We start from the raw sequence: 21,103 nt of genomic DNA on the forward strand, positions 1-21,103 counted from the left end.
GTGGTGGCCGCACTCCTGGCCGCGCTCTACGCGCAGGAGCCGACCTGGGCCCACGCCGCCCTCGACTTCGAACCCCACCTGCGCCTGCTGCTGCGAGCCACCGCGATCGGCCTGGTCCGACTGGGTCAGGGCGCCGCTACCGAGACCCACTTCGCCTCGGACGGGACGCCGTCCTTGTTGATGAAGAAGAGCATGTAGGGGCCCGGCGGCATCAGGCTGGCCGACGTCGGCAGGGTGACCGTGATCGCGCCCTGGGCCTGGGTGATGTCCAGGGCCAGCGAGCGCTGCTCCGTGTTGAGCATGTGCGTGGCGGCGCTCGGGCGGATCAGGCGGGCGGAGGTGATGTCGCGGGACGCGGTGGTGTAGGTCGCCGACTGGCCCGGCTTGAGGTCGGTCGGGCCGTTGCCGACCGAGGGGCGGCCGCCGTCGTGGTACAGGTACGGCGGGGTGTAGATCTCCATGCGCTGCTCGAACTGGCCGGTGATGGAGTTCTTCTTGTCGCGGTACAGCGGGTCCGAGCCCACGGTCAGCACGCGACCGTCGGGCAGGAGGACCGCCGCGCTGTGGTAGTTGCGGCCCACGTGCGGGTCGGCGGCGTAGGTCAGCGTGTTGGTGTCGGGGTGGTAGATGCGGGCCGTGTGGTTGTCGGAGGCGAAGCGGCCCCGGTAGTCCGCGGCGCCGTTCGTGATCAGGACGGTGTCGTCCGGGAGCTGGACCAGACTGGGGTACCGCGTCTTGTCGGGCAGGCTCGGGCCGGGCACGAAGTGCGGGTTGTCGCCGTCCAGCTTGATGATGTCGATCCGGCTCGTCGCCTTGGTCGACTCGCCGACCCCGCCACCGCCGACGACCATGACGGTCTGGTTCTGCACCGGGCCGACCCACGCCGACATGCTCGTCTCCAGCATGTCCGGGTCGCGCAGGCCCTGGACCGTCGTGAAGTTGTTGTTCGTCAGGTCCCAGAAGCCGGGGGCGCGGCCCTTGTCGGCCGGGCCGTAGCCGGAGTTGGAGCCGGAGAAGAACAGGACGTTGTCGCGGGCGGTCTGGAACAGGGCCGGGTAGGTCGGGAAGTAGTGGTTGAGGTCGCTGCGGACCGTCCACTGCTTGGTCTTCGGGTCGTAGACCTCGTTCTTCGACCCGTCGACGACCAGGCCGCTGCCGTCGAGGCCGGAGACCGCGAGCACCGAGCCGTCGGAGAGCCCGGTCAGGGTCGGGTACCAGCGCTTCTCGTGCATGTCGGCGACCCGCTCGTACTGCTCGGTCGCCGGGTTGAACTCGTAGGTCTCCTTGCGGCCCTGGTAGTCCTGCTTGTCCATCGTGATCTTGTCGGCCAGCGCGTAGAAGTTGTGGTGGTCGGTGCCGTCCAGACCCTCGAACTCGTACTGCGCCTTGTGGTCGACCACGTAGTCCGGGCCCTCCGCGGCGGCGTCGACCCAGGCCTTGACCTCACCCGCGGTGATCACGGTCTTGGGCTGGTCGCCGACCTTGTGCGGCGGGTAGACGATCTTCGTCGCGGCGGGGACGGTGACGTCGTCGCCGAGGGTGTACTTGTGGCCGTCGGCGGCGACCAGCACGGTGCCCTTCGCGAAGGTCCGCGACTCGGCCGGGGACTCGTTCTTGATCGTCATCGTGCCGCCGGCCCGCTTGACGTCCTGCTCGAGCACCTCGTAACGCAGGGTCCCGCCCGCGACCAGCAGCTTGCCGTCCGGCAGGAACGCGTGCCCGGCGCAGAACAGGTCGGTCGGGGTCGGCACGAGCGTGGTGTGCCCGTTGACCGGGTCGAACACCAGGGTCTTGAAGGTCCCGGCCTGGAACTGCTCGCGATCGTTGCCGGAGCCGGCGATGAGCAGGATGCGCCCGGACGGCAGCATGGCCGCGTGGATCGCGTTCACCCGCTGACCCTTCGGCAGCTCGACGACCTGCCAGAAGCCATTCGCGGCTTTGTACTCCGGGCTGTTGATCTTCCGCTCGTGGAGCCAGTCGACCGTCGCGTTGTACAGCGGCGGGACATTGGCCACCCCGAGCACTCCGGCGGCGACGAGGGGCAGGACGATCTTGCGGCGGATCCAGGACGGCACGAACAACGGGGTTGCCTCTTCCGGTGTTGCGTTTGTCAGGCGCTGCCCACCGTAGGCCGCCGCCTCACCCGCATCAACCCGGCTGTTCTACCCCTATTCGCACAGCCACCAAGCCGCTACTGGACGTGCAAACTCATGAATCCCCCGTCGGGGTATAAATCCGAAATGTCGGGCAAGCGAAGCGCCCGACATTTCGTAGAGGTGACGTTGAGAACTTGTGCGGGGCGTTCGACGGGGTGTCTCAGCCGAGGTCTGGCGGAGACGGCTGATACCTGCCGTCGGGATCACGGCCATGTCCCCGGGGCTGGTGTACGAATCGCCCACCTTTGCGGTGGTTGAGGGGATGGAGGCGGTCACGCCTGATCGCGGCTCGGCGTCACCCGATCTGCTGCGTTCGATGGTGAAGACCTTTGCCGAGGCGTTGATGTCGGCAGAGGCCGACGCGTCCACACCCTGGCGTTCCTGCTCTCCCTGACCGTCCGGGGTCTGACCGGCGTCAAAGGCGTCAAACTGGTGGTCTCCGACGCCCATCGCGGGCTGGTCTCGGCGATCGGCGGCGCGCTGCCCGGACCAGCTGGCAGCCCATCGTCAGCCGGTAGGAGAGCGGCGGCCAGGCCGGGTCAGCTCCTCGCGTGGCACCCAGCCGCGCCGGATGATCTGCAGGTCCCGCTCGGCCGCTTCGATGTCGGCGTCGGTCGGCCGCGCCGCGTCCCGGGCCCGCAGCGCCGCCGACACGCTCACCTGCGAGGCGCCGCCACCGACGAGGCCGCGCAGGCCGCGCTCCGAGACCACCTCGTCGTGATGGTGGTGATGGTGGTGGTGCTCGTCGTGGTGGACCGGGGGGTGGTGGTGCTCGTCCTCCGGCGCCGCCGGGTGCGCGGCCTCGGCCGGCTCGGGGTCATGGACGCTGGCGGTCATCGCGAACGTCTCCGACAGTTCGGCCAGGTGGTGGGGCGACGGCGGCCGGGGTGCCGGGGCCGGTTTGGGCGCCTCGGCGGGCGGCGGCTCCTCGGCGACCACCGGCGGCGGCACCGGCTCGGCCGGCGGCTCTTCCGGGATCAGCTCTTCCGCCATGGGGGCGGGACTCACCGGCTGATGTTGCCGCATGCGCCGCCGCCGGCGCTGAATCCCACCCATCTCCCGAATCTACCGCCTCCACCCCACCCGTCCGAGGGATCAGAAAATTTCGATCGAGTACGGCGCGATCGGCCACCCGAACGCCGTGCTCGCGGCGGCCACGGCCCCGGGGCGGTGCTCCTGGACGCGGCCCGCGAGGTGCAGGGCGCCCAGGCGGGTGCCGCCCAGGTACACCGCGCCCAGCTCGGCGATGCCCAGCGTGAAGTCGGGTTCGCCGTCGGCCGGGGTGCAGTTGACCAGGGCGCCGCCGGCGCGGACCTGCAGCCGCCAGCGGCCCGCGTTGCCGGGCAGCAGGTCGTCGGTGACTTCGAGCACCACGTCGACCGGGGCGGCGTACTTGCGCGCGGTGAGTGCCCGCGGCAGGTCCCGGATGCGCAGCCACAGGCCGTCGGCCGAGTGCCCGCCGAGCGCGGCCGGCTCGTTGACCAGGTGGAACAGCGGGTCGTCGGCGCTGGTCAGGCCCTGGACGAGGGTGCGGGCGAGGTCGACGCGCAGCAGGAACCGATACAGCTCCGCGTAGGCCGCCGGCGTGCCCGCGACCACCTCGATGACGTTGACCTCCATCTTCGGGCCGGTGTCGCTCCACTCCGGGCGGACCCGGTACCGCGCGTAACCCTCGACGAGCCCGTCCGGGTTCTCGTAGAGCACCGCCCGGGCCTTGGTGGCGCCCCCGCGGTCGCTCTCCGGGTCGCTCGTCAGGTGCCGCCACCATCGTTCGTCGCGGCTCGACCAGCCGGGCTTGGTCGCGAGCACGGTGGAGTACACCTCGGAAAGCTCTTTGATGAGCTCGGACGGCACCCCGTCGCGCAGCCTCCCGCCGGCCGGTGGGGCGGTGATCTGCAGCTCCCGGCGGTCGGCCCGCATGGTCACGTTCTGTGCGGCCATGCCGTAGCCGTACCGGCCGTACAGGCGGCCCTCCGAGGCCCACAGCACCGCCACGGCCTCGGGCACGGTCCGCAGCTGCTCGGTCATCAGCCGGCGCAGGAGACCGTTGCGGGTGTGCACGGCGGACACGGCGACGCCGGTCACGTGGGCGGCCGGGATCACCGCACCCGGGATCGCCAGGTCGCGGGTGAAGGCGGCCGCGGTCGCCACGACCTGTCCGTCATGTTCGAAGAGGTGGTTGCGCTCCGCCTCGAAGACCAGGCGCCGGGTCGAGTTCGGGTCGGGGTCCCCCGTGTTCGCGAACGCCTCGCGGCGCAGGCTGACCAGCGCGTCGAGATCCGTCTCCGTGGCCGTGCGGAGGACATAGTCGGTCATCGGTTGTGTCTACCTCGTGACCTGGGCTCGGCGCGACCGATTTGCGCGCTCGTTACTCTCGGAAGCGTATGGGGGCGGCACGACAATGCTGGGGGGAGCGACACGATGACGCAGGGTGCGCTGCTGGACCTGGTGTGCGGTCCGGCGAGCCCTTTGCCGGAGACGTTCCAGCGCTACCGTCTGGTGGCCCATCTGGGCTCGGGCGGCCAGGCCGACGTGTATCGCGCCGTGCGCGTCTCGGGCGGTGTGACCTCGGCGCCGATGACGGTGAAGGTCTTCCGCGTCGACCCGCAGCGCCCGATCGCCGACGAGCTGCGCTCGTGGGACAAGGGCGACGCGGCGCTCATGGATCTCAACAACCGGGGCGTGCCGGGCATCTGCCGGCGCGCGGACGGTTTCTACGGCCCGCCACCGCACCGCCCGACGGAGCGGCCGGCGCCCGGTGACGCGGTGCCCTACCAGGTCTACGACTACCTGCACGGGGTGAACCTGCGCGAATACGTCGTGAACCGCAGTGCGGCGCAACCGGGTGCGCGCCGGCTGAACGCCGTCTCGGCTTTGAAAACCTTGGCGGTGGTACTGCAACAGCTCCACAACCCGCAGGAGAGCAGCGCCACCCCGGTCCTGCACATGGACGTGAAGCCGTCGAACGTGATGGTCCTGGCCACCGGGGAGGTGCGCCTGATCGACTTCACCGGAGCGCGCTACTTCCGCGAGGAAGAGATCACCCAGATCGCCTACACCCCCGAGTCGGGCGGCCCGGAGGCGTTCGGCGGGGTGAAGCACGTCGGACCGGCGTATGACGTGCACGGCTTCGGCGCGGTGGCCTACTTCATGGTCACCGGCGCCTACCCCCGCGTCGACGGCCGCAGCGACGTCGGCGGCCAGCCCGACGCGTCGCCGCCGCCGTGGAGCGTGCTGCGCCGGCACCCGCTGCTGGAGCGCATCCCGTCCCTGCGCGACCACCTGCACCTGCCGCTGGCCGACCGCCCCGCCGACCGCCCGCAGACCCGCGACCTGCAGTCGTGGACGCTGCACCTGGCCGAGCTGGTCCGCCGGGCCGGTCTGCCCGACGTGGGCTGCGACTGGCACGAGGTCGACGCGGCCGACACGGGCAAGGTCGTCGGGCGGGCCCGGCCGTCCATCAGCGGCACCGAGACCGACGCCTACCAGCGCATCGAGCGCCTGGAGCGGGAGCTGGTGTCGCTCCGCTCGGGCAGTCTGCCGCCGACCGCCATGTACCAGGCGGCCCCGCCCGTGTCGGCCCCGCCGGTCTCCGCCCCGCCCGTCTCGGTGGCACCGGTCTCGTCTGGAGGAGTGGCAGTGAACGCTGAGGGAGTACCGCAGATGCGGGGCCGGGCCAAGGTCATCCCGCGCTCCGCACCGGAGCCGACCGGCATGATGGACCTCGCCCCCGAAGAGGACCACCGCCCCCGCTACACCCCACCCCGCGGCGAGCGCTCCCGCCAGCTCAAGATCGGCTGGGAGCTCACCGGCACCGGCGCGATCATCGCCTTCATCTGCTGGGCTCTGTGGGCTCTGGACAGCGAGGGCAACCTCAGCGGCCCGTTCATCGCGTTCCTGGTCGTCCTCGGCGTTGCCGTCGGCGTGTTCGCGCTGGCCCGGCTGCTGGGCCGGCTGATCCTCGAGCAGCGCCTGGGCCGCCCCCGCCGCTCGGCCAAGGGCGCACACGCGCTGACCGGCCTGTTCCTGGCCGCGTCGGGCTTCGCCTACCTGCGCGAGGTCGGCTGGGCCGTGGACTTCTACCACTGGGTGACGAGGCTCTTCTAGTGAGGTTCTGGCGCCGCCGCCGCCCCTTGGCCTTCAAGGGCCTGGTCAACTTCCGGGACCTGGGCGGCCACCCGGCCGACGGCGGCACCGTCCGCTCCGGCGTCCTGTTCCGCAGCGACTCCCTGGCCTACGCCACCCCCGGCGACGCCGACCGCCTGGTCCGCGACCTGGGCCTGTCCACCGTGATCGACCTGCGCGGCGAATACGAGGTGTCCCAACTGGGCCGCGGCCTCCTGGCCGACGCCGAGGTCGACTACTACCCGGCCCCGATCGCCGACGTCAGCGGCGCCGAAGACCTGGTCGGCCACTACGTGGCGATGCTCACGGAGAAGGGCCCCGTCCTGGCCGCCACGGTCCGCCACCTGTCCTGCGCGGGCACCCTCCCGGCCGTCTTCCACTGCGAGGCCGGCTGCGACCGCACCGGCGTTCTGGCCGCCGTCGTCCTGGGCCTGCTGGGCGTGCCGGACGACAGGATCGCCGCCGACTACGCCGCGACCGCCGCCGCGATGCCGATCATCCACGAACGCGTAGCCGTGGTCGTGGACCGGCTGGGCCTGCCCCCGCGCCCGGTGACCCGGCCGGCCTGGGAGCCGGAGGCGGCACTGATGACCCACATGCTCGACCTGGTACGCGACCGCTGGGGCACCATGGAAGGCTGGGCCGACGCATACGGCCTGACCTCCGACGACCTGACCGCCCTACGCAAAAACCTCGTCGCGCCCGCCTGAGGCCACCGAGACGGGGTCGGCCGGGGCGTGGGCCGGCATCGGGCGGGCGTTCAGCAGGGCGGTGTAGTCGCGCTGCGCCGCGTCCAGCACCATCCGCCACGCCTGATCACCGATCGGCTGGCGGACGGGGCGGTCCTCGGAGGCGACCAGCCGGAGTACCGCGTCCGCGAAGTCGGCCGGCGCGCCGGAGATCGGGAGTGACTTGAGGGCCCGTACGCCGGCGTGGACGGGTGAGGTCACGGCGGAGTACGCGGGGACGTGCTCGGCCGACTCGGTCAGGGACACGCCCCACTCGGTGGCGTACATGCCGGGCTCGACGGCAGTCACGTGGACCCCGCTGCCGGCGAGCTCGAGCGCCAGTGTCTCGACCATGCCCTCGAGGGCGAACTTCGACACCGCATACGCCCCCAGGCCCGGCATGGCGACGCGGCCGGCGGTGGAGGAGACCATCACGATGTCGCCGAAGCCCTGGGCCCGCATCAGGGGCAGCACCATGCGGGTCAGGCGCCACGGTGCGATGAGGTTGACCGCCAGCTGCGCTTCCAGCTCGGCGTCCGTGACCTCTTCGACGGCGCCGAAGTGCCCGACACCGGCGTTGTTCACGAGGACATCCACGCCGCCGTAGCGGGCCAGTGCGGCGTGCACGGCGTTGTGGCAGTCGTCGGGGTCACGTACGTCCAGGACGCACGTGGCGAGCGTTCTGGGGTACCGGTCCCGCAGGTCCTCGAGGGTTTCCGGATGCCGGGCCGTGGCCAGTACCTGCTGTCCGGAGGCGGCGACCGCCTCGGCGAGGGCGCGCCCCAGGCCGGTGGAGCAACCAGTGATCAACCAGCGACGAGTCATGTTCGACATAGTGACTCTCAGTATCCGCCGCCCGACAGTCCGAGAAACGTGAATGACAATCATTCAGGGCGGTTTCCGTCGTTCGGGTACCCTCCTCAAACATTTCCGTGTCCCTCGAAAAATGGCGGGCCAAGTACCCTTGACCCGTGCGCTCGCTGGGAGAGCTGATCTCCGACGACCGGTCCGCCTGGGCGGAGATCGAAGCGGCGGTCTCCGGCTCGCCATACGCGATCGAGCTGCTGCCCGCCGACCCCGACCGCGCCGCCGCGTGCCTGCACCGGCTGCAGGTCGCCACCACGTCCTGGCTGGGGGCCCTGGTCTACCGCAGCGGCGGCCTGATCGTCGACGGCGGCTGGCTGCGGGTGCTCGGATCCGGCCGGCCGAGCCGCCGGCTGGCCGACATCCACGAGGTCAACGCCCTCTTCGACGCGGCCGGGCTGGTCGTGGCCCAGGACATCCTCGGCGGCGAGTTCGTGTGGCGGCAGGGGGAGACGCGCCCGGAGCCGACGATCCACTACTTCGCGCCCGACACCCTGGGCTGGGAGGACCTCACGCTCGGATACACCGACTGGCTCTACGCCATGCTCGCCGGCGCCGCCGACCGGTTCTACCTGAGCTGGCGCTGGCCGGGCTGGCGGGACGAGGTGGCCGCCTGCCCGTTCGACACCGGCCTGAGCACCGTGCCGCCGCTGTTCTCGAAGGACGGCCGCGACCTCGACGGCATGAGCCGCCGCCCGGTCGCGATGGCCGAGCTGCTGAGCGTCAAGTACGACATGGCCGACCGGCTGGGCGCATGAGACTCGCCCGGAACGACACCGGCCGGACACAGGGCGACAACGCGATCGTCCTGCTCCACGGTGGCGGGAGCGGCCGGGGCACCTGGGACGCGTTCACCCGGCAGGTACGAGGGCGGCGCGTCATCGCCCCGGACCTGCGCGGTCATGGGGAAAGCCCGCGCTGTGAGCAGTACCCCCTGCGTGGCTATGCCGACGACGTGATCGAACTGCTCGGCGAACTCGGGCTCGAGGCGCCGGTGCTCGTCGGCCACAGTCTGGGCGGCTTCACGGCGACCCTGGTCGCGCAGCGGCGCCCGGATCTGGTCGGCCGCTTGGTGCTCGAGGACCCGCCCGCCCCTCCGCGCACCGGCGTGCGGTCCGGCGGCTTCTCGCGCGCGAAGCTCGCCCTTTCGGGGCTGGCCGGCGGCCTCTCCCGGCGCCGCTTCGACCGCAACGCCCTCATGTCGGCCATCCATCAGCTGCGGGAGCCGAATCCGGCCTGGTGGGAGGGGTTACAGACAATACAAGCGCCTTCGTTGGTACTGTCCGGAGGCCCCAAAAGCCACATACCGCCCGCGAGTCTGGAGGCGGTCGCCGCGGCGATCCCGGTCGCCGAGCTGGTGACGATCCCGGTCGGGCACCGCATCCACAGCACGGCCCCGGAGGAGTTCGCCGCGGTCGTGCTGCGATTCCTGTCCGGATGAGGCGGCCGGCCCCGACGTAGCCCACGAAGACACCGCCCGCGCCGGGCGCCGAACGAAGGGGCCAACCGTGAAGTACATGATCCTGAGCTACGCCTCGCAGCGCGACTACGACGCCATGGCCGGCCGGCCCGGTGAGACGCCGTGGAAGCCGGAGGACTTCGCCGCGATGGGCAAGTTCATGGCCGAGTTCAACGCCGAACTGGAGGCGAACGGCGAGCTCGTCGAGACCCGCGCCCTGGACGCGCCGGTGCACACCCGCCGGGTCGGTGGCGCGCCCGCGCTGGTGACCGACGGGCCGTACGCGGAGACGCAGGAGGTGCTGGCCGGCTACTGGATCGTGGAGTGCGACAGCTTCGACCGCGCGACCCAGATCGCCCAGCGGCTGGGGGAGTGCCCGGCCCCGCCGGAGGTCGCCGCCACCGCGTACGCCGACGTCCGCCCCGTCGTCGAGTCCTCGGGCGAGCTCGGCTTCTGATGCCCGGCCCGGCTCCCGAGGACCTGCTGCGCGAGCTGGCGCCGCAGGTCCTCGGGGCGCTGGTCCGCCGGTACGGGCACTTCGACCTGGCCGAGGACGCCGTCCAGGAGGCGCTGCTGGCCGCGTCCCGGCAGTGGCCGGCCGACCCGCCCGCCGATCCGCGGGCCTGGCTCATCGCGGTCGCCGCGCGCCGCCTCACCGACCTCCTGCGGGCCGACCAGGCTCGGCGGCGCCGGGAGGAGACGGTGTTCCGGCTGGCGCACGCGGTACACCCGGAGATCACCGACGTCGATGACTCCCTGGTGCTGCTGTTCATGTGCTGCCACCCGGCCCTCAAGCCCGAGGCCCAGCTGGCCCTCACCCTGCGGGCGGTCGGCGGTCTGAGCACGGCCGAGGTCGCGCGCGCGTTCCTGGTGCCGGAAGAGACGATGACCCGGCGCATCAGCCGCGCCAAACTCCGGATCAAAGCGAGTGGACTGCCGTTCTCGTTGCCTCCGGCGGCCGATCTTTCGGTGGTACTGCATGTGCTGTACCTCATGTTCAACGAGGGCTACACGGCCACGCGCGGTGACGCGCTGCACCGCCCCGACCTGGCCGCCGAGGCGATCCGCCTGACCCGGCTGGCCGTCCGCCTGCAGCCCGAGCATCTGGAGGCGGCCGGCCTGCTGGCCCTGATGCTGCTGACCGACGCCCGGCGTGAGGCCCGTACCGCCGCCGACGGCTCTTTGGTGCCGATGGAATCGCAGGACCGCTCGCTGTGGAACGCCGGGCAGATCGCCGAGGGCATCGCACTGATCACCGCGACCCTTCCGCGCGGCGTGCCGGGCCCGTACCAGCTGCAGGCGGCGATCGCGGCGGTACACGACGAGGCTCCGACGGCCGCGCAGACCGACTGGCCGCAGATCGTGGCCCTCTACGAGCTGCTGCGGCGCCGCTCCCCGGGCCCGATGGTCACGCTGAACTACGCCGTCGCGGTGGCGATGGCCCGGGGTCCGGCCGCGGGTCTGCCGCTGCTGGACGAGCTGACCGCGCTCGAGAGCGACCACCGCCTGCACGCCGTCCGCGCCCACCTGCTGGAGCTGTCCGGCGACCGCCCGGCCGCCCGGGCCGCGTTCCTGAAGGCGGCCGCGCTGGCCGGCACGCTGCCCCAGCGCCGCTATTTGAACGCGCGGGCGGCCGCGATACCGGATCCTCAGGCACGATCCGGGCGTTTTCCCAGGTTGTGGCTGCTTTAGCACGCATGTTCGACTAGCCTCGGCGGTCATGAAGATCGAGACCTGCGCCGCCACGAAGACCACGACCACCGCGACCGGCGACGTGGAGGTCCGCTGCACCAAACCGACCGGCCACGACACGCCTCACGAGGCGAAACTCGGCGCATTTCCAATTCGGTGGCGATAACCGGTACGATCTGGGCGGCTCGCAGCCATCCCGTGCATTTTGCATGTGAAAGGGAGCGCTGCCGCCATGGAGCCGAAGTATGCCGCGGTCCTGACGACCCTCCAGGAGCGAATCGCCAACGGCCATCTGCCGGCCGGCACCCTCCTGCCGAGCGAGTCCCAGCTCACCCGCGAGTTCCGGACGTCCCGCTCGACCGTGGTCCGCGCCCTGCGCCACCTCCGCCACCAGGGCTGGGTCGTCGGCCAGCAGGGCAAGGGCCGCGTGATCCTGGGCCGCCCGGTGACGGCGCTGTCGGCCTTGCCCAGGCGGGTGCAGTACCTCCTGCAGGCCGACCGCCACGCCGAGTGCCTGGGCGTCTACCGCATGCCGGCGACCCCGCGCATAGCCGCCACCCTGTGCGTCAACCAGGGCACCGACGTCTTCGGCGCCCGCTACCGCCTGACCACCCTCGGCACCACCCCGATGGCGCTGACCACGGTGTTCACCGCGGTCCGCCTCCCGCAGGAGCGAGACCTGCTGGCGCAGCTCGAGTCGACCGCGGGCCGCCGCCCCCACCGGGTCATCGAACGCCTGGGCGCCCGCCTGTCCACCGCCGCCGAGGCCGACGCCCTGTCCCTACCCCAACCCCGCAGCGTCGCCGTGGCCCTGCTGACCGTCCACGACGCCGGCGACCGCCCATACCTGGTGGTCGACGCGATCCTGTCCCGCGAGTCGGCGGAGCTGACCGAGACCTACGAAATCTAGGCCGGACATACGAAATCTGGGCCGCCATCGACGATCGTGCCCCCGCCATGCCCGACCGAACGACCCAAATCGGTCAATGTTCCCTGCTCAAGTTGCCGCATTGGTCCACCTTGGCCAAGGTTGGTCGGGAGGCCCGCGGCTTCCTTGGGGAGGGGAACATGATCGGACTGCTGCAAGCCCTGCTACGAACGCTCCGCGGCCAGTGGCGAGGCCGCCCCCTGACCAATGAACAACCAACCGGCTGCCGCCGCCTGAGCCCCGACGAGGTCTGACCCGCGGCTCACCCTCAACCGCAGCCCCCGCCGCCCGCCGACTCCACCGTCAAGGCGAACGAGCCGGGCGCAACGCCGAGCACCAACGCGATGGCTTCCCGCGCCACGCCCTCGGCATCACGGACCCGCCGGACCTGCCCCATCCTTCCTCACCTGCCTTCCCAGGTCACGCACGATTCGGTGCGCGGTTGAACCTGCTCTACCCAAGTGACGACGCCGCGGCGGTGACGGGTCAGTGGGTTCCCCTGGAAAGCGTTACGGTTGCGGCCGCCCTGACTCAGGCTGCTCCGGCCCTGGTATCCCGTCTCAGCGCACGTATTACGCCAGACGTTCATGCGTACTACACTGCGAGGGTACCCATGCCGCACATCAAGATCCTGCTGGTCCAGTGGGACGCCAACACGGTCTACGCGACCAAGCGCGCGACCCGCATCGAGATCGATGAGGTCTTCTTCAACCGCCCGAGCATCCGCACCAACCTCCGCGGCCGCGTGGCGACGCACGTGGCGTCCGGTGTCACGGACGCGGGCCGCAAGCTGACCGTGGCGTTCATCTACATCGCGGCGACGAACACGGCATACCCGATCACAGCCTGGGAGCAGAGATGAGCAAGCGCGAGGAGACCGACGAGGTCACCGGTCTGAGCCTGGCCGCCATGGAAGCCGCCGCCGAGGACCTGTACGAGCATCGGGGCGAGGTCGCCGGCGCCGAGGTCGAGAGCGAGCCGGTCCCCGTGATTCGTTCGGTGGTTTCCGTCCGGTTCGGCCGCGGCGAGCTGGACCGCATCGAAGCCGCCGCCAATGCGGTCGGCCAGCCCCTGTCGACCTACATCCGCAACGCCGCCCTGGCTACCTCGGCGGCGATCGACCTCGAAGCCGCCCGGCGCGAGCTGCGCACGGCCACGAAAGCACTCGACGAACTCCGCCGCCGGCTGGGCAGCGTCGCATGAGCTCCGAGCCGGCCGGCCCTCGCCCCTGGGTGCCGGGGGCGGGGTGGGCTCGGCTGCGGCGGGAGCTGCCGCACCTGGTGCCGGAGCTCACCGACGACGACCTGCGCAAGGCCGACGAGCTGAGCGCCGAAGCCGACCGGCGCCGCGATGAAGGCCGGCCGCACTTGTAGCGAGCAAGTGGTCAGGGAAGTGTCGAACGAGCCTCGTCGCGCGCATAGGTTCGTAGGTCGTGCTGGTTTTCGACGTCACCGCGCTGGAAGCGCTGTTCTCTTCGCATCCGCCGGTGTGGGCGCTGCTGCGGCGGGCCGATCAGGGGCTGGTGCGGCTTGCCTTTCCGGCTCTCACGCTCATCGAAGCCGGAACGGTCCTCGGCGTCTCGGCCGCGGTGTGGGAGCCGTTCCTATGGATTCCGGCGGTCACCGTGCCGCCCCTGAGCGCGGCCGCCGCGATCGAGATCAGCACGTGGCCGGGCACGCCCGGGATGAGACATGCGCTGTGGGAGGCCCGGCACAGGCACTGCCCACTGGTCACCCGCCGCCCAGAGTTGTACGCACCGGAAACGGTCGACATTCAAGTCGTCTAGCGCACTGCGGAATTGCTATAACGCTTACGGTGGTAGCTGAAATAAATGCAGGTCGCGCGATCGTTTGTTCACAGGGCCACAAGGCCCTGACCTGCGGATTCGGTAGTCCCATTCGAGTTCCAGGATGACGAAACCCCCTCTGAGGCCTACCTTATGAACCATGACCCGAACTCCCGAACCCGCAGGCCCGCGCCAGTGGACGCCGGGTGCCGGCCTGGAGCGGTTCAAGCGCGAGACAAACCTCGTCCCGGAGTTGACCCAAGCGGATTTCGACAAGGCCGAGGCCCTCATCGCGGCCGCCAACAAACGCGACGCGGAAGAGTCGGCAAAGCACCAGCGCGCGGCCTGACATCTGTCCGTAGAGCCCTACGGCCGCCCTTTTCCGCGCTCCCGGCCATCCACGGCGTCCGATAGCGTCTAGCCCGTGCTGGTCCTCGACACCACGGCCCTGGAAGCGCTCTTCCACTCCCATCCGCCACTCTGGGCGCTGCTGGACCTGGCCGACCAGGGCCAAACCCGCCTGGGCTTCCCGGTCCTGGCCGTCGTGGAGGCCGGCTCCGCCCTCGGCGCGTCAGCCGCACACTGGGAGCCGTTCCAGTGGATCGAGACGATCGACTTCCTGCCTTTGGAAGAGGCCGTAGCGGTGGAGATCTCTGCCTGGCAGGGAACTTTCGGCGCCCGGCACGCATTGTGGGAAGCCCGCCACATGGCCTGCCCGCTCGTAACCCGCCGCCCAGACCTGTACGCCCCGGGCCAGGCCGAAATCCACGTCGTGTAAGCCCAGCCGACGCCCGACCCGCGATGACGCACCGCCGCCGCGATCGCGAGCGAAGAACCGGCACGCTACTGGCACGCCACTGGCACGGCGGCGACAACAGGGTCGCGATCAACCTCAGCCGGAGCGCTCGTGGCGATCCGGGCGGGCACGTCGAGTACCCCCGCCGCAAGATTGAACCAGAAGACTTTGTGCTGGTCAGCGCCCTTGGTGCGGTGTTGCGGGGGCGTGGGTGGAGCGTGCTCCCCCTGGGAATGGAAACAGAGAGCGGGCGATGAGAATCGAACTCACACCGTCAGTTTGGAAGACTGAAGCTCTGCCATTGAGCTACGCCCGCGTCGCGCCTCCCGCCGGGAGGTGCTGCCCCAGCGTACCCAATCATCGTCCTCTCGGTCAGCGCCGGGGGTCCACCCTGTGCGACACCGGCATACCGAGCGGCGCCCTCCCCGGCGGAGCGCATACACTTGCCGACGCACACCACCGGGGTGTAGCGCAGTTTGGTAGCGCACTCGCTTTGGGAGCGAGGGGCCGTGGGTTCAAATCCCGCCACCCCGACCGGGAACGACAAGCGTGCCGTCAGGCTAACCACATGTCCGTAGTACGAGGGAGAACGTTCTGTGAAGAGCACCGTCGAGACCCTGAGCCCGACTCGCGTGCGGCTCGAAATCGAGGTGCCGTTCGCTGAGCTCGAGCCGAGCCTCAAGAAGGCGTACCGCGAGATCGGGTCCCAGGTCAGCATCCCGGGGTTCCGGCGGGGGAAGGTGCCCTCGGCCGTCATCGACCAGCGGGTCGGGCGCGGGGCGGTGCTCAACGAGGCCGTCCAGGAGGTCATTCCCACGCAGATCCTCGCCGCGGTGCGCGAGCACGAGGTGAAGACGCTCGGGCGGCCCGAGGTCGAGATCACGGAGTTCGCCGACGGGCAGCCGTTGAAGTTCACGGCTGAGGTGGATGTGCGGCCGGAGATCACGCTGCCGGACATGAGTGACATCACCGTGACCGTCGACGCGCTGACGATCTCCGAGGATGACGTCGACGAGCAGCTCAAGGGGCTGCGGGACCGGTTCGCGACGCTCAAGACGGTTGAGCGGACGGCGCTGGTCGGGGACTACGTGCAGATTGACCTGGTCGCGAAGGTCGACGGCGAAGAGGTGCCGGGCGGCAGCGCGACCAACGTCTCGCACGAGGTCGGCAGCGGGCAGCTCGTGCCGGGGCTGGACGACGTGCTGGTCGGCATGGGGGCCGGTGACTCGACGACGTTCACCACGCAGCTGGTGGGCGGGGAGTTCGAGGGGCGCGACGCCGAGGTCTCGGTGAGCGTGAAGTCGGTCAAGGACAAGCAGCTGCCCCCGGTGGATGACGAGTTCGCACAGCTCGCCAGCGAGTTCGACACCCTGGACGAGCTCAAGGGCGACCTGCGGGAGCGGCTCACCCGGGTGAAGCGCATGGAGCAGCTGTATTCCGCGCGTGACCTCGCGCTCAAGGCGGTCATCGACGCGACCGAGGTCCCCGCGCCCGAGGGCGTCGTGAAGGACGAGGTCGAGTCGCGGAAGGAGTCGATGAACGACCAGCTCCAGCGGATCGGGGCCTCGTTCGACGACTACCTGCAGACCGAGGGCAAGACCGAGGAGGAGATGGACGCCGAGCTCAACGAGGCGGCCGTCGAGGGCGTGAAGGTGCAGCTGGTGCTCGACACCCTGGCCGACGCCGAGGACATCCAGGTCAGCGACGACGAGTTCGGGCACGAGATCGTGCACCGGGCGCAGCGGGCCGGGGTCGGGCCGCAGCAGTACTACGACCAGCTGGTGCAGGCCGGTGTGGCCGGCGCCGTCTTCGGTGACGTGCGCCGCGGCAAGGCGCTGGGGATCGTGCTCGAGCGGGTGAAGATCGTGGACAGCGACGGTGCCGCGCTCAGCCTGGACGACCTGCGTGGGTCGGTTGACGACCACGAGGGTCACGATCACGGCGACCACGAGGGTCACAACCACTAACGTTGTAGGCCGGGGCAAAAGCCCCGGCCTTCACCACGGTGCGCTCATAGCGAAATGCGGTGAGCACGGGAAGCTGACGCCCCTTGCACCGGTTAGGGTCGGCAAGTACAAGACTCTTGCGAAGGGCTGCCATGACCGACCTGCATATTCCAGCGTCGCCATTCAGTCCCGCGCCCCACGGGCGCGGTCGGGGCGCGGACTCGAGCCTGACGCTCGACGACTCGGTGTTCAACCGGTTGCTCAAGGAACGGATCATCTTCCTGGGCAGCGAGGTCAACGACCAGGTTGCCAACCGGATCTGCGCTCAGATGCTGCTGCTCGCCGCCGAGGACGACGAGCGCGACATCTGGCTCTACATCAACTCGCCCGGTGGCTCCGTCTACTCGGGCATGGCGATCTACGACATCATGCAGTTCGTCACCAATGACGTGGCGACTGTCGCGATGGGCATGGCCGCCTCGATGGGCCAGCTCCTGCTGTGTGCCGGAGCGGCGGGCAAGCGCATGGCGCTGCCGCACGCGCGGATCATGATGCACCAGCCGTCCGGTGGCATCGGGGGCACCGCCTCTGACATCGCCATCCAGGCCGAGCAGATGCTCTACACGAAGCGCATGTTCCAGGAGCGCGTGTCGCACCACACCGGTCAGACGCTCGAGCAGATCGAGTCGGACTCGGACCGTGACCGCTGGTTCACCGCCGAAGAGGCGCGGGACTACGGCTTCATCGACAAGGTGATCACCGGGGCCCAGCAGGCTCCGGAAGGCGCCGGAACCCTGGCCTGAGGAGCGAAGCCATGACCGATCTGAGCCTGCCCCCGGCGCTGCGCGAGGTGCACAACCGCTACATCCTGCCGTCCTACGTCGAGCGCACGTCGTATGGCATCAAGGAGACCAACCCTTACAACAAGCTGTTCGAGGACCGGATCATCTTCCTCGGCGTGCAGATCGACGACGCGTCGGCCAACGACGTGATGGCGCAGCTGCTGACGCTGGAGAGCACCGAGCCGGACCGCGACATCACGCTGTACATCAACTCGCCCGGCGGCTCGTTCACGGCCATGACGGCGATCTACGACACGATGCTCTACGTCCGGCCCGACATCCTCACGGTGTGCCTGGGCCAGGCCGCGAGCGCGGCCGCGGTGCTGCTCGCGGCCGGGACGCCGGGCAAGCGTCTGGCGCTGCCCCACTCGCGCATCATCATCCACCAGCCGGCCACCGAGGGCGGCTACGGGCAGGGCTCGGACATCGAGATCCAGGCCCGGGAGATCATGCGGATGCGGACCCAGCTCGAGGACATGGTGTCGCACCACTCCGGTCAGCCGGTCGAGAAGGTCCGCAAGGACATCGACCGTGACAAGATCCTCACGGCGGACGAGGCCAAAGAGTACGGCCTGGTCGACAACGTGCTGGTCAGCCGGAAGAAGTCCAGTCTGGTCTCGTCGGGCAGCTGACGCCTATCCGTGCAACACCCCATCGGCTCGCCCTAACCTGGAGGTTGGGCGAGCCGATGGAGTTGTCGGGGAAGCGGCGTCGGGAGGCTGGCCAAAAAGACACCCCCGCGCAGGGGGTCGGAATACGGGCCACCACCAGGTAACGTCAAGGCAAGCAGCCATTGCGGCCGCTGAGCCGCTCACGCGGTGAAGCAAGATTGCGATCCGGACGCAGCGTCCGGCCGAAGGCAGGGAGATCGTAGGTGGCACGGATCGGCGACGGCGGCGACCTACTGAAGTGCTCCTTCTGTGGCAAGTCGCAGAAGCAGGTGAAGAAGCTGATCGCCGGCCCCGGCGTCTACATCTGCGACGAGTGCATTGATCTCTGCAACGAGATCATCGAAGAAGAGCTGGCGGAGTCGGGCGACGTCAAGTTTGACGAGCTCCCCAAGCCGATGGAGATCTGCTCCTTCCTCGACCAGTACGTGGTCGGGCAGGACCAAGCCAAGAAGGCCCTCGCGGTAGCGGTATACAACCACTACAAGCGCGTGCAGGCCGAGTCCGGCGGCAGCGGGGGCAGCGACGGCGTCGAGCTGGCCAAGTCCAACATCCTGCTCATCGGCCCCACCGGGTGCGGCAAGACCCACCTGGCCCAGACGCTCGCGCGCATGCTCAACGTGCCGTTCGCGATCGCCGACGCCACCGCGCTCACGGAAGCCGGATATGTCGGCGAGGACGTCGAGAACATCCTGCTGAAGCTGATCCAGGCGGCCGACTACGACATCCGCCGCGCCGAGACCGGCATCGTCTACATCGACGAGGTCGACAAGATCGCGCGGAAGTCGGAAAACCCGTCGATCACCCGCGACGTGTCCGGCGAGGGCGTTCAGCAAGCACTGCTGAAAATCATCGAGGGTACTGTCGCAAACGTGCCGCCGCAGGGCGGACGCAAGCACCCGCACCAGGAGTTCATCCAGATCGACACGTCCAACGTGCTCTTCATCTGCGGTGGTGCCTTCGCCGGCCTCGACCGGATCGTGCAGCAGCGGGTCGGCAAGGGCGGCACCGGCTTCGGTGCCAACCTCCGCTCGATCACCGAGAAGAACGCGGACGACGCCTTCGGTGACGTGATGCCGGAGGACATGCTCAAGTTCGGCCTGATCCCCGAGTTCATCGGGCGGCTGCCGGTCATCACGAGCGTCAAGAGCCTCGACCGCGACGCGCTGGTCAAGATCCTCACTGAGCCGCGCAACGCGCTCGTGCGGCAATACCAGCGGCTGTTCGAACTCGACGGGGTCGAGCTGGAGTTCGCGCCCGAGGCCCTCGAGTCGATCGCGGACCAGGCCATCCTGCGCGGCACCGGAGCCCGCGGGCTGCGGGCCATCATGGAGGAGGTCCTCCTCTCCGTGATGTACGAGGTGCCGAGCAACCCGAACATCGCCCGGGTGCAGATAACCCGCGAGGTGGTGCTCGAGAAGGTCATCCCGACGATCGTGCCGCGGGACCTGGGTGCGCATCGAGTCGGCCGACGCCGGGCCGACCGCGAGGAGAAGTCCGCCTGACTTGATGGGGTGCCGGGATGCGGGTTGCCGTATGTCAGCTCAACGCGCGCGACGACCGGGCTGAGAACCTCAAGGCGGCCCGAAACCTCCTCCAGCGGGCTGCCGACGGGGGAGCGGACCTCGCGGTGCTCCCGGAGTACGTGGACTACCTCGGGCGAGCGCACACCGCGCCCGCGCCGGAGTCCGTCGACGGGGAGTTCGGCACCTTCTTCGCCGATGCCGCGCGGGAGCTCGGGATGTGGGTCCACGCCGGCTCGTTCCACGAGACCGGGCCCGACCCCGAGCACACCTACAACACAACGCTGGTCTTCGATCGATCCGGCACGCTCGCCGCGACCTATCGAAAGATCCACCTCTATGATGTCGAGATTCCGGGCCGCGTCTCCTACCACGAATCGGCGACCGTCTCGCCCGGTCAGTCGACGAGCATCGTCGATATCGAACGGATCCGGCTCGGCCTGTCGATCTGTTATGACCTGCGATTTCCGGAGTTGTACCGCCAGCTCGCGATCGAAGGCGCAAACGTCCTCGTCGTGCCGGCGGCGTTCATGCTCCACACCGGCCGGGACCACTGGGAGATTCTGCTCCGCGCCCGAGCCATCGAAGATCAGTGTTACGTGCTCGCGGCCGGGCAGATCGGCAACCACGACCCCGACCGGACCTGCTTCGGGCGGAGCATGGTCATCGACCCGTGGGGGACGGTCATCGCTCAGGCCCCCGATGTCGTCGGCGTGACGTTCGCCGATCTTGATCTCGAGCGGCTCGCCGAGATCCGCGAGACGCTACCGAGCCTCGCCAACCGCCGGCTCTGAGTCGCTTCCCACCTGTGTGGGAGCGGCGCCTCATGGTGAGGCGGGCGAAGACGAGTCGTGGGGCTTGTCCGGTGTCGCGCCGATGAGGTTCGGCAACACCGGAGCACTGCGATCGGTCCGCCCTACCCCGTCGAGAGTCGGCTCAAACCTCGCGATACCCCGTTTGGGCAGCCGATTTGACTCTGGCAGCGGGCCTCCGTAAGGTTCTCCAAGTCCGAGGGGGTGGGCGGAAACGCCCGGTTCGTCGGATTGGTACCACCAGGGCGGTGCGGAAAGCGATTTGCGAACGCGAAGCCGACCGGGTAAGGTACTCCAGCCGGTAGGGAAACGGACGAGCTCGCAAGAGCAGGTCGGCCTACCGAAACCCCGAGCAGATCTGGCGCCCGAAACGGCGCGGATGAGCTGTGCGGGGATGCGGTTCAGGAAGTTGAAGAAGCGGAAAACGCGGACTTGACAGAACGAACCGGGCTGGTAAGGTAGACAAGCCGGACGCGAGCCGGGCGGGCAAGACGAGCGACAAGCTCCACTGCCGGTCGGTGCGAACGGATCTCCCGAAACAAGATCGCCGGAAACGGTGGCCTTGCTATGCTCGGGAAAAGGCCGCTGGAAGTGAAGAGATCCGACAGGGTCTTGACAACGGAAAGCGACCTGGTAAAGTAGAGAAGTTGCCCCGGATGAGGCGAGCGAGTGATCGCGGACCGAAACGGTGTGTGTTGGTTGTTTGAGAACTCAACAGGGTGCTTGTTAAGCCAGTGCCAATAGATATACCCCGTGGCATGGGCTGCGCTTCTTCGGA

At 69.5% G+C, this 21,103-nt stretch carries 24 protein-coding genes, 2 tRNA genes and 1 pseudogene; 22 read left to right on the plus strand and 5 right to left on the minus strand.

Features of this window, described 5'->3' with window-relative positions:
* Positions 1-125 precede the first annotated feature (125 nt).
* Positions 126-2,075 (minus strand): galactose oxidase-like domain-containing protein, encoded by a 1,950-nt coding sequence (locus tag ACIA8L_RS52550; protein WP_395917235.1) that lies wholly within the window; start codon positions 2,073-2,075, stop codon positions 126-128.
* 292 nt (positions 2,076-2,367) lie between these two features.
* Here ACIA8L_RS52550 and ACIA8L_RS52555 point away from each other — a divergent pair, with 292 nt between their 5' ends.
* Together ACIA8L_RS52555 and ACIA8L_RS52560 are read left to right on the plus strand one after the other, a co-directional pair.
* Entirely contained in the window at positions 2,368-2,550 is a 183-nt protein-coding gene (locus tag ACIA8L_RS52555) for a hypothetical protein (protein ID WP_395917237.1), read from the plus strand.
* Positions 2,529-2,645 (plus strand): annotated as a pseudogene (locus ACIA8L_RS52560) (transposase); the annotation flags it as partial. The gene ACIA8L_RS52555 and the pseudogene ACIA8L_RS52560, both read left to right, overlap by 22 nt.
* 18 nt (positions 2,646-2,663) lie before the next feature.
* Here ACIA8L_RS52560 and ACIA8L_RS52565 read toward each other — a convergent pair.
* Positions 2,664-3,164, minus strand: a complete 501-nt coding sequence (locus ACIA8L_RS52565) for a hypothetical protein (RefSeq protein ID WP_395917239.1) — start codon at positions 3,162-3,164, stop codon at positions 2,664-2,666.
* A gap of 87 nt (positions 3,165-3,251) precedes the next feature.
* Positions 3,252-4,472 (minus strand): GNAT family N-acetyltransferase, encoded by a 1,221-nt coding sequence (locus ACIA8L_RS52570; protein WP_395917241.1) that lies wholly within the window; start codon positions 4,470-4,472, stop codon positions 3,252-3,254.
* A 105-nt stretch (positions 4,473-4,577) separates the two neighbouring features.
* On the opposite strand from ACIA8L_RS52570, the gene ACIA8L_RS52575 reads away from it, so the two are divergent.
* On the plus strand, positions 4,578-6,263 hold the full coding sequence (locus tag ACIA8L_RS52575; RefSeq protein ID WP_395917242.1) for a hypothetical protein: 1,686 nt from the start codon (positions 4,578-4,580) through the stop codon (positions 6,261-6,263).
* Positions 6,263-6,991, plus strand: a complete 729-nt coding sequence (locus tag ACIA8L_RS52580) for a tyrosine-protein phosphatase (protein ID WP_395917244.1) — start codon at positions 6,263-6,265, stop codon at positions 6,989-6,991. The genes ACIA8L_RS52575 and ACIA8L_RS52580 overlap by 1 nt, the downstream gene beginning before the upstream one ends.
* On the opposite strand, the gene ACIA8L_RS52585 is transcribed toward ACIA8L_RS52580, so the two are convergent.
* Positions 6,962-7,834 carry an SDR family oxidoreductase gene (locus tag ACIA8L_RS52585; protein WP_395917246.1) on the minus strand — a complete coding sequence of 291 codons (873 nt, stop codon included), beginning with the start codon at positions 7,832-7,834 and terminating at the stop codon, positions 6,962-6,964. The genes ACIA8L_RS52580 and ACIA8L_RS52585 overlap by 30 nt on opposite strands.
* Positions 7,835-7,980: 146 nt before the next feature.
* Between ACIA8L_RS52585 and ACIA8L_RS52590 the strand changes: the two genes are divergently transcribed.
* The 12 genes from ACIA8L_RS52590 (at position 7,981) to ACIA8L_RS52645 (ending at position 14,516) form a co-directional block, all read left to right on the plus strand.
* Complete coding sequence (locus tag ACIA8L_RS52590; protein ID WP_395917248.1) at positions 7,981-8,631, plus strand: DUF2625 family protein; 651 nt, start codon at positions 7,981-7,983, stop codon at positions 8,629-8,631.
* Positions 8,628-9,314 carry an alpha/beta fold hydrolase gene (locus ACIA8L_RS52595; protein ID WP_395917249.1) on the plus strand — a complete coding sequence of 229 codons (687 nt, stop codon included), beginning with the start codon at positions 8,628-8,630 and terminating at the stop codon, positions 9,312-9,314. Before ACIA8L_RS52590 ends, ACIA8L_RS52595 begins: the two co-directional genes overlap by 4 nt.
* A 76-nt stretch (positions 9,315-9,390) precedes the next feature.
* Positions 9,391-9,789, plus strand: coding sequence for a YciI family protein (locus ACIA8L_RS52600; RefSeq protein ID WP_395917282.1), 399 nt, complete (start codon positions 9,391-9,393; stop codon positions 9,787-9,789).
* Positions 9,789-11,024, plus strand: a complete 1,236-nt coding sequence (locus tag ACIA8L_RS52605; RefSeq protein WP_395917250.1) for an RNA polymerase sigma factor — start codon at positions 9,789-9,791, stop codon at positions 11,022-11,024. The genes ACIA8L_RS52600 and ACIA8L_RS52605 overlap by 1 nt, the downstream gene beginning before the upstream one ends.
* A 28-nt stretch (positions 11,025-11,052) precedes the next feature.
* On the plus strand, positions 11,053-11,190 hold the full coding sequence (locus tag ACIA8L_RS52610; protein ID WP_395917251.1) for a hypothetical protein: 138 nt from the start codon (positions 11,053-11,055) through the stop codon (positions 11,188-11,190).
* Between the two features lie 66 nt (positions 11,191-11,256).
* Positions 11,257-11,934, plus strand: a complete 678-nt coding sequence (locus ACIA8L_RS52615; protein WP_395917252.1) for a GntR family transcriptional regulator — start codon at positions 11,257-11,259, stop codon at positions 11,932-11,934.
* 631 nt (positions 11,935-12,565) lie between these two features.
* The gene (locus ACIA8L_RS52620) at positions 12,566-12,814 is read left to right on the plus strand and encodes a hypothetical protein (RefSeq protein ID WP_395917253.1); all 249 of its coding nucleotides are present in this window, start codon (positions 12,566-12,568) and stop codon (positions 12,812-12,814) included.
* Complete coding sequence (locus tag ACIA8L_RS52625) at positions 12,811-13,155, plus strand: hypothetical protein (protein ID WP_395917254.1); 345 nt, start codon at positions 12,811-12,813, stop codon at positions 13,153-13,155. Before ACIA8L_RS52620 ends, ACIA8L_RS52625 begins: the two co-directional genes overlap by 4 nt.
* Complete coding sequence (locus ACIA8L_RS52630; protein ID WP_395917256.1) at positions 13,152-13,325, plus strand: hypothetical protein; 174 nt, start codon at positions 13,152-13,154, stop codon at positions 13,323-13,325. Before ACIA8L_RS52625 ends, ACIA8L_RS52630 begins: the two co-directional genes overlap by 4 nt.
* Before the next feature lie 59 nt (positions 13,326-13,384).
* A complete protein-coding gene (locus ACIA8L_RS52635; RefSeq protein ID WP_395917258.1) occupies positions 13,385-13,738 on the plus strand; it encodes a hypothetical protein in 354 nt (117 codons plus the stop codon).
* A gap of 160 nt (positions 13,739-13,898) precedes the next feature.
* Positions 13,899-14,087: a hypothetical protein gene (locus ACIA8L_RS52640; protein WP_395917259.1), complete on the plus strand. Its 189-nt coding sequence runs from the start codon at positions 13,899-13,901 to the stop codon at positions 14,085-14,087.
* A 75-nt stretch (positions 14,088-14,162) separates the two neighbouring features.
* Positions 14,163-14,516 (plus strand): hypothetical protein, encoded by a 354-nt coding sequence (locus ACIA8L_RS52645; protein ID WP_395917261.1) that lies wholly within the window; start codon positions 14,163-14,165, stop codon positions 14,514-14,516.
* Between the two features lie 263 nt (positions 14,517-14,779).
* Here ACIA8L_RS52645 and ACIA8L_RS52650 read toward each other — a convergent pair.
* Positions 14,780-14,850 (minus strand) — tRNA-Gly (locus tag ACIA8L_RS52650).
* Positions 14,851-14,994: 144 nt separating this feature from the next.
* Here ACIA8L_RS52650 and ACIA8L_RS52655 point away from each other — a divergent pair.
* From ACIA8L_RS52655 to ACIA8L_RS52680, 6 genes are all read left to right on the plus strand, one after another.
* A tRNA-Pro gene (locus ACIA8L_RS52655) sits at positions 14,995-15,068 on the plus strand.
* A 62-nt stretch (positions 15,069-15,130) separates the two neighbouring features.
* On the plus strand, positions 15,131-16,501 hold the full coding sequence (gene tig, locus ACIA8L_RS52660) for a trigger factor (protein WP_395917262.1): 1,371 nt from the start codon (positions 15,131-15,133) through the stop codon (positions 16,499-16,501).
* 131 nt (positions 16,502-16,632) lie between these two features.
* The gene (locus tag ACIA8L_RS52665) at positions 16,633-17,283 is read left to right on the plus strand and encodes an ATP-dependent Clp protease proteolytic subunit (RefSeq protein ID WP_395917264.1); all 651 of its coding nucleotides are present in this window, start codon (positions 16,633-16,635) and stop codon (positions 17,281-17,283) included.
* Between the two features lie 11 nt (positions 17,284-17,294).
* Positions 17,295-17,954: an ATP-dependent Clp protease proteolytic subunit gene (locus ACIA8L_RS52670; RefSeq protein WP_395917266.1), complete on the plus strand. Its 660-nt coding sequence runs from the start codon at positions 17,295-17,297 to the stop codon at positions 17,952-17,954.
* A gap of 242 nt (positions 17,955-18,196) precedes the next feature.
* Positions 18,197-19,495, plus strand: coding sequence for an ATP-dependent Clp protease ATP-binding subunit ClpX (gene clpX, locus ACIA8L_RS52675; RefSeq protein WP_395917267.1), 1,299 nt, complete (start codon positions 18,197-18,199; stop codon positions 19,493-19,495).
* A gap of 17 nt (positions 19,496-19,512) precedes the next feature.
* A complete protein-coding gene (locus ACIA8L_RS52680) occupies positions 19,513-20,307 on the plus strand; it encodes a carbon-nitrogen hydrolase family protein (protein WP_395917269.1) in 795 nt (264 codons plus the stop codon).
* The last annotated feature ends 796 nt before the right edge of the window (positions 20,308-21,103 follow it).

The organism is Dactylosporangium sp. NPDC051541 (genome assembly GCF_044454505.1).
GTDB lineage: Bacteria > Actinomycetota > Actinomycetes > Mycobacteriales > Micromonosporaceae > Dactylosporangium.

Excerpts from the sequence above, each read along its gene's own strand:
- ACIA8L_RS52555 (WP_395917237.1), top strand. The coding sequence starts at position 2,368 with ATGTCCCCGGGGCTGGTGTACGAATCGCCCACCTTTGCGGTGGTTGAG.
- ACIA8L_RS52570 (WP_395917241.1), bottom strand. The coding sequence starts at position 4,472 with ATGACCGACTATGTCCTCCGCACGGCCACGGAGACGGATCTCGACGCG.
- ACIA8L_RS52575 (WP_395917242.1), top strand. The coding sequence starts at position 4,578 with ATGACGCAGGGTGCGCTGCTGGACCTGGTGTGCGGTCCGGCGAGCCCT.
- ACIA8L_RS52585 (WP_395917246.1), bottom strand. The coding sequence starts at position 7,834 with ATGACTCGTCGCTGGTTGATCACTGGTTGCTCCACCGGCCTGGGGCGC.
- ACIA8L_RS52595 (WP_395917249.1), top strand. The coding sequence starts at position 8,628 with ATGAGACTCGCCCGGAACGACACCGGCCGGACACAGGGCGACAACGCG.
- ACIA8L_RS52600 (WP_395917282.1), top strand. The coding sequence starts at position 9,391 with ATGATCCTGAGCTACGCCTCGCAGCGCGACTACGACGCCATGGCCGGC.
- ACIA8L_RS52605 (WP_395917250.1), top strand. The coding sequence starts at position 9,789 with ATGCCCGGCCCGGCTCCCGAGGACCTGCTGCGCGAGCTGGCGCCGCAG.
- ACIA8L_RS52610 (WP_395917251.1), top strand. The coding sequence starts at position 11,053 with ATGAAGATCGAGACCTGCGCCGCCACGAAGACCACGACCACCGCGACC.
- ACIA8L_RS52615 (WP_395917252.1), top strand. The coding sequence starts at position 11,257 with ATGGAGCCGAAGTATGCCGCGGTCCTGACGACCCTCCAGGAGCGAATC.
- ACIA8L_RS52620 (WP_395917253.1), top strand. The coding sequence starts at position 12,566 with ATGCCGCACATCAAGATCCTGCTGGTCCAGTGGGACGCCAACACGGTC.
- ACIA8L_RS52625 (WP_395917254.1), top strand. The coding sequence starts at position 12,811 with ATGAGCAAGCGCGAGGAGACCGACGAGGTCACCGGTCTGAGCCTGGCC.
- ACIA8L_RS52630 (WP_395917256.1), top strand. The coding sequence starts at position 13,152 with ATGAGCTCCGAGCCGGCCGGCCCTCGCCCCTGGGTGCCGGGGGCGGGG.
- ACIA8L_RS52640 (WP_395917259.1), top strand. The coding sequence starts at position 13,899 with ATGACCCGAACTCCCGAACCCGCAGGCCCGCGCCAGTGGACGCCGGGT.
- ACIA8L_RS52665 (WP_395917264.1), top strand. The coding sequence starts at position 16,633 with ATGACCGACCTGCATATTCCAGCGTCGCCATTCAGTCCCGCGCCCCAC.
- ACIA8L_RS52670 (WP_395917266.1), top strand. The coding sequence starts at position 17,295 with ATGACCGATCTGAGCCTGCCCCCGGCGCTGCGCGAGGTGCACAACCGC.
- ACIA8L_RS52680 (WP_395917269.1), top strand. The coding sequence starts at position 19,513 with ATGCGGGTTGCCGTATGTCAGCTCAACGCGCGCGACGACCGGGCTGAG.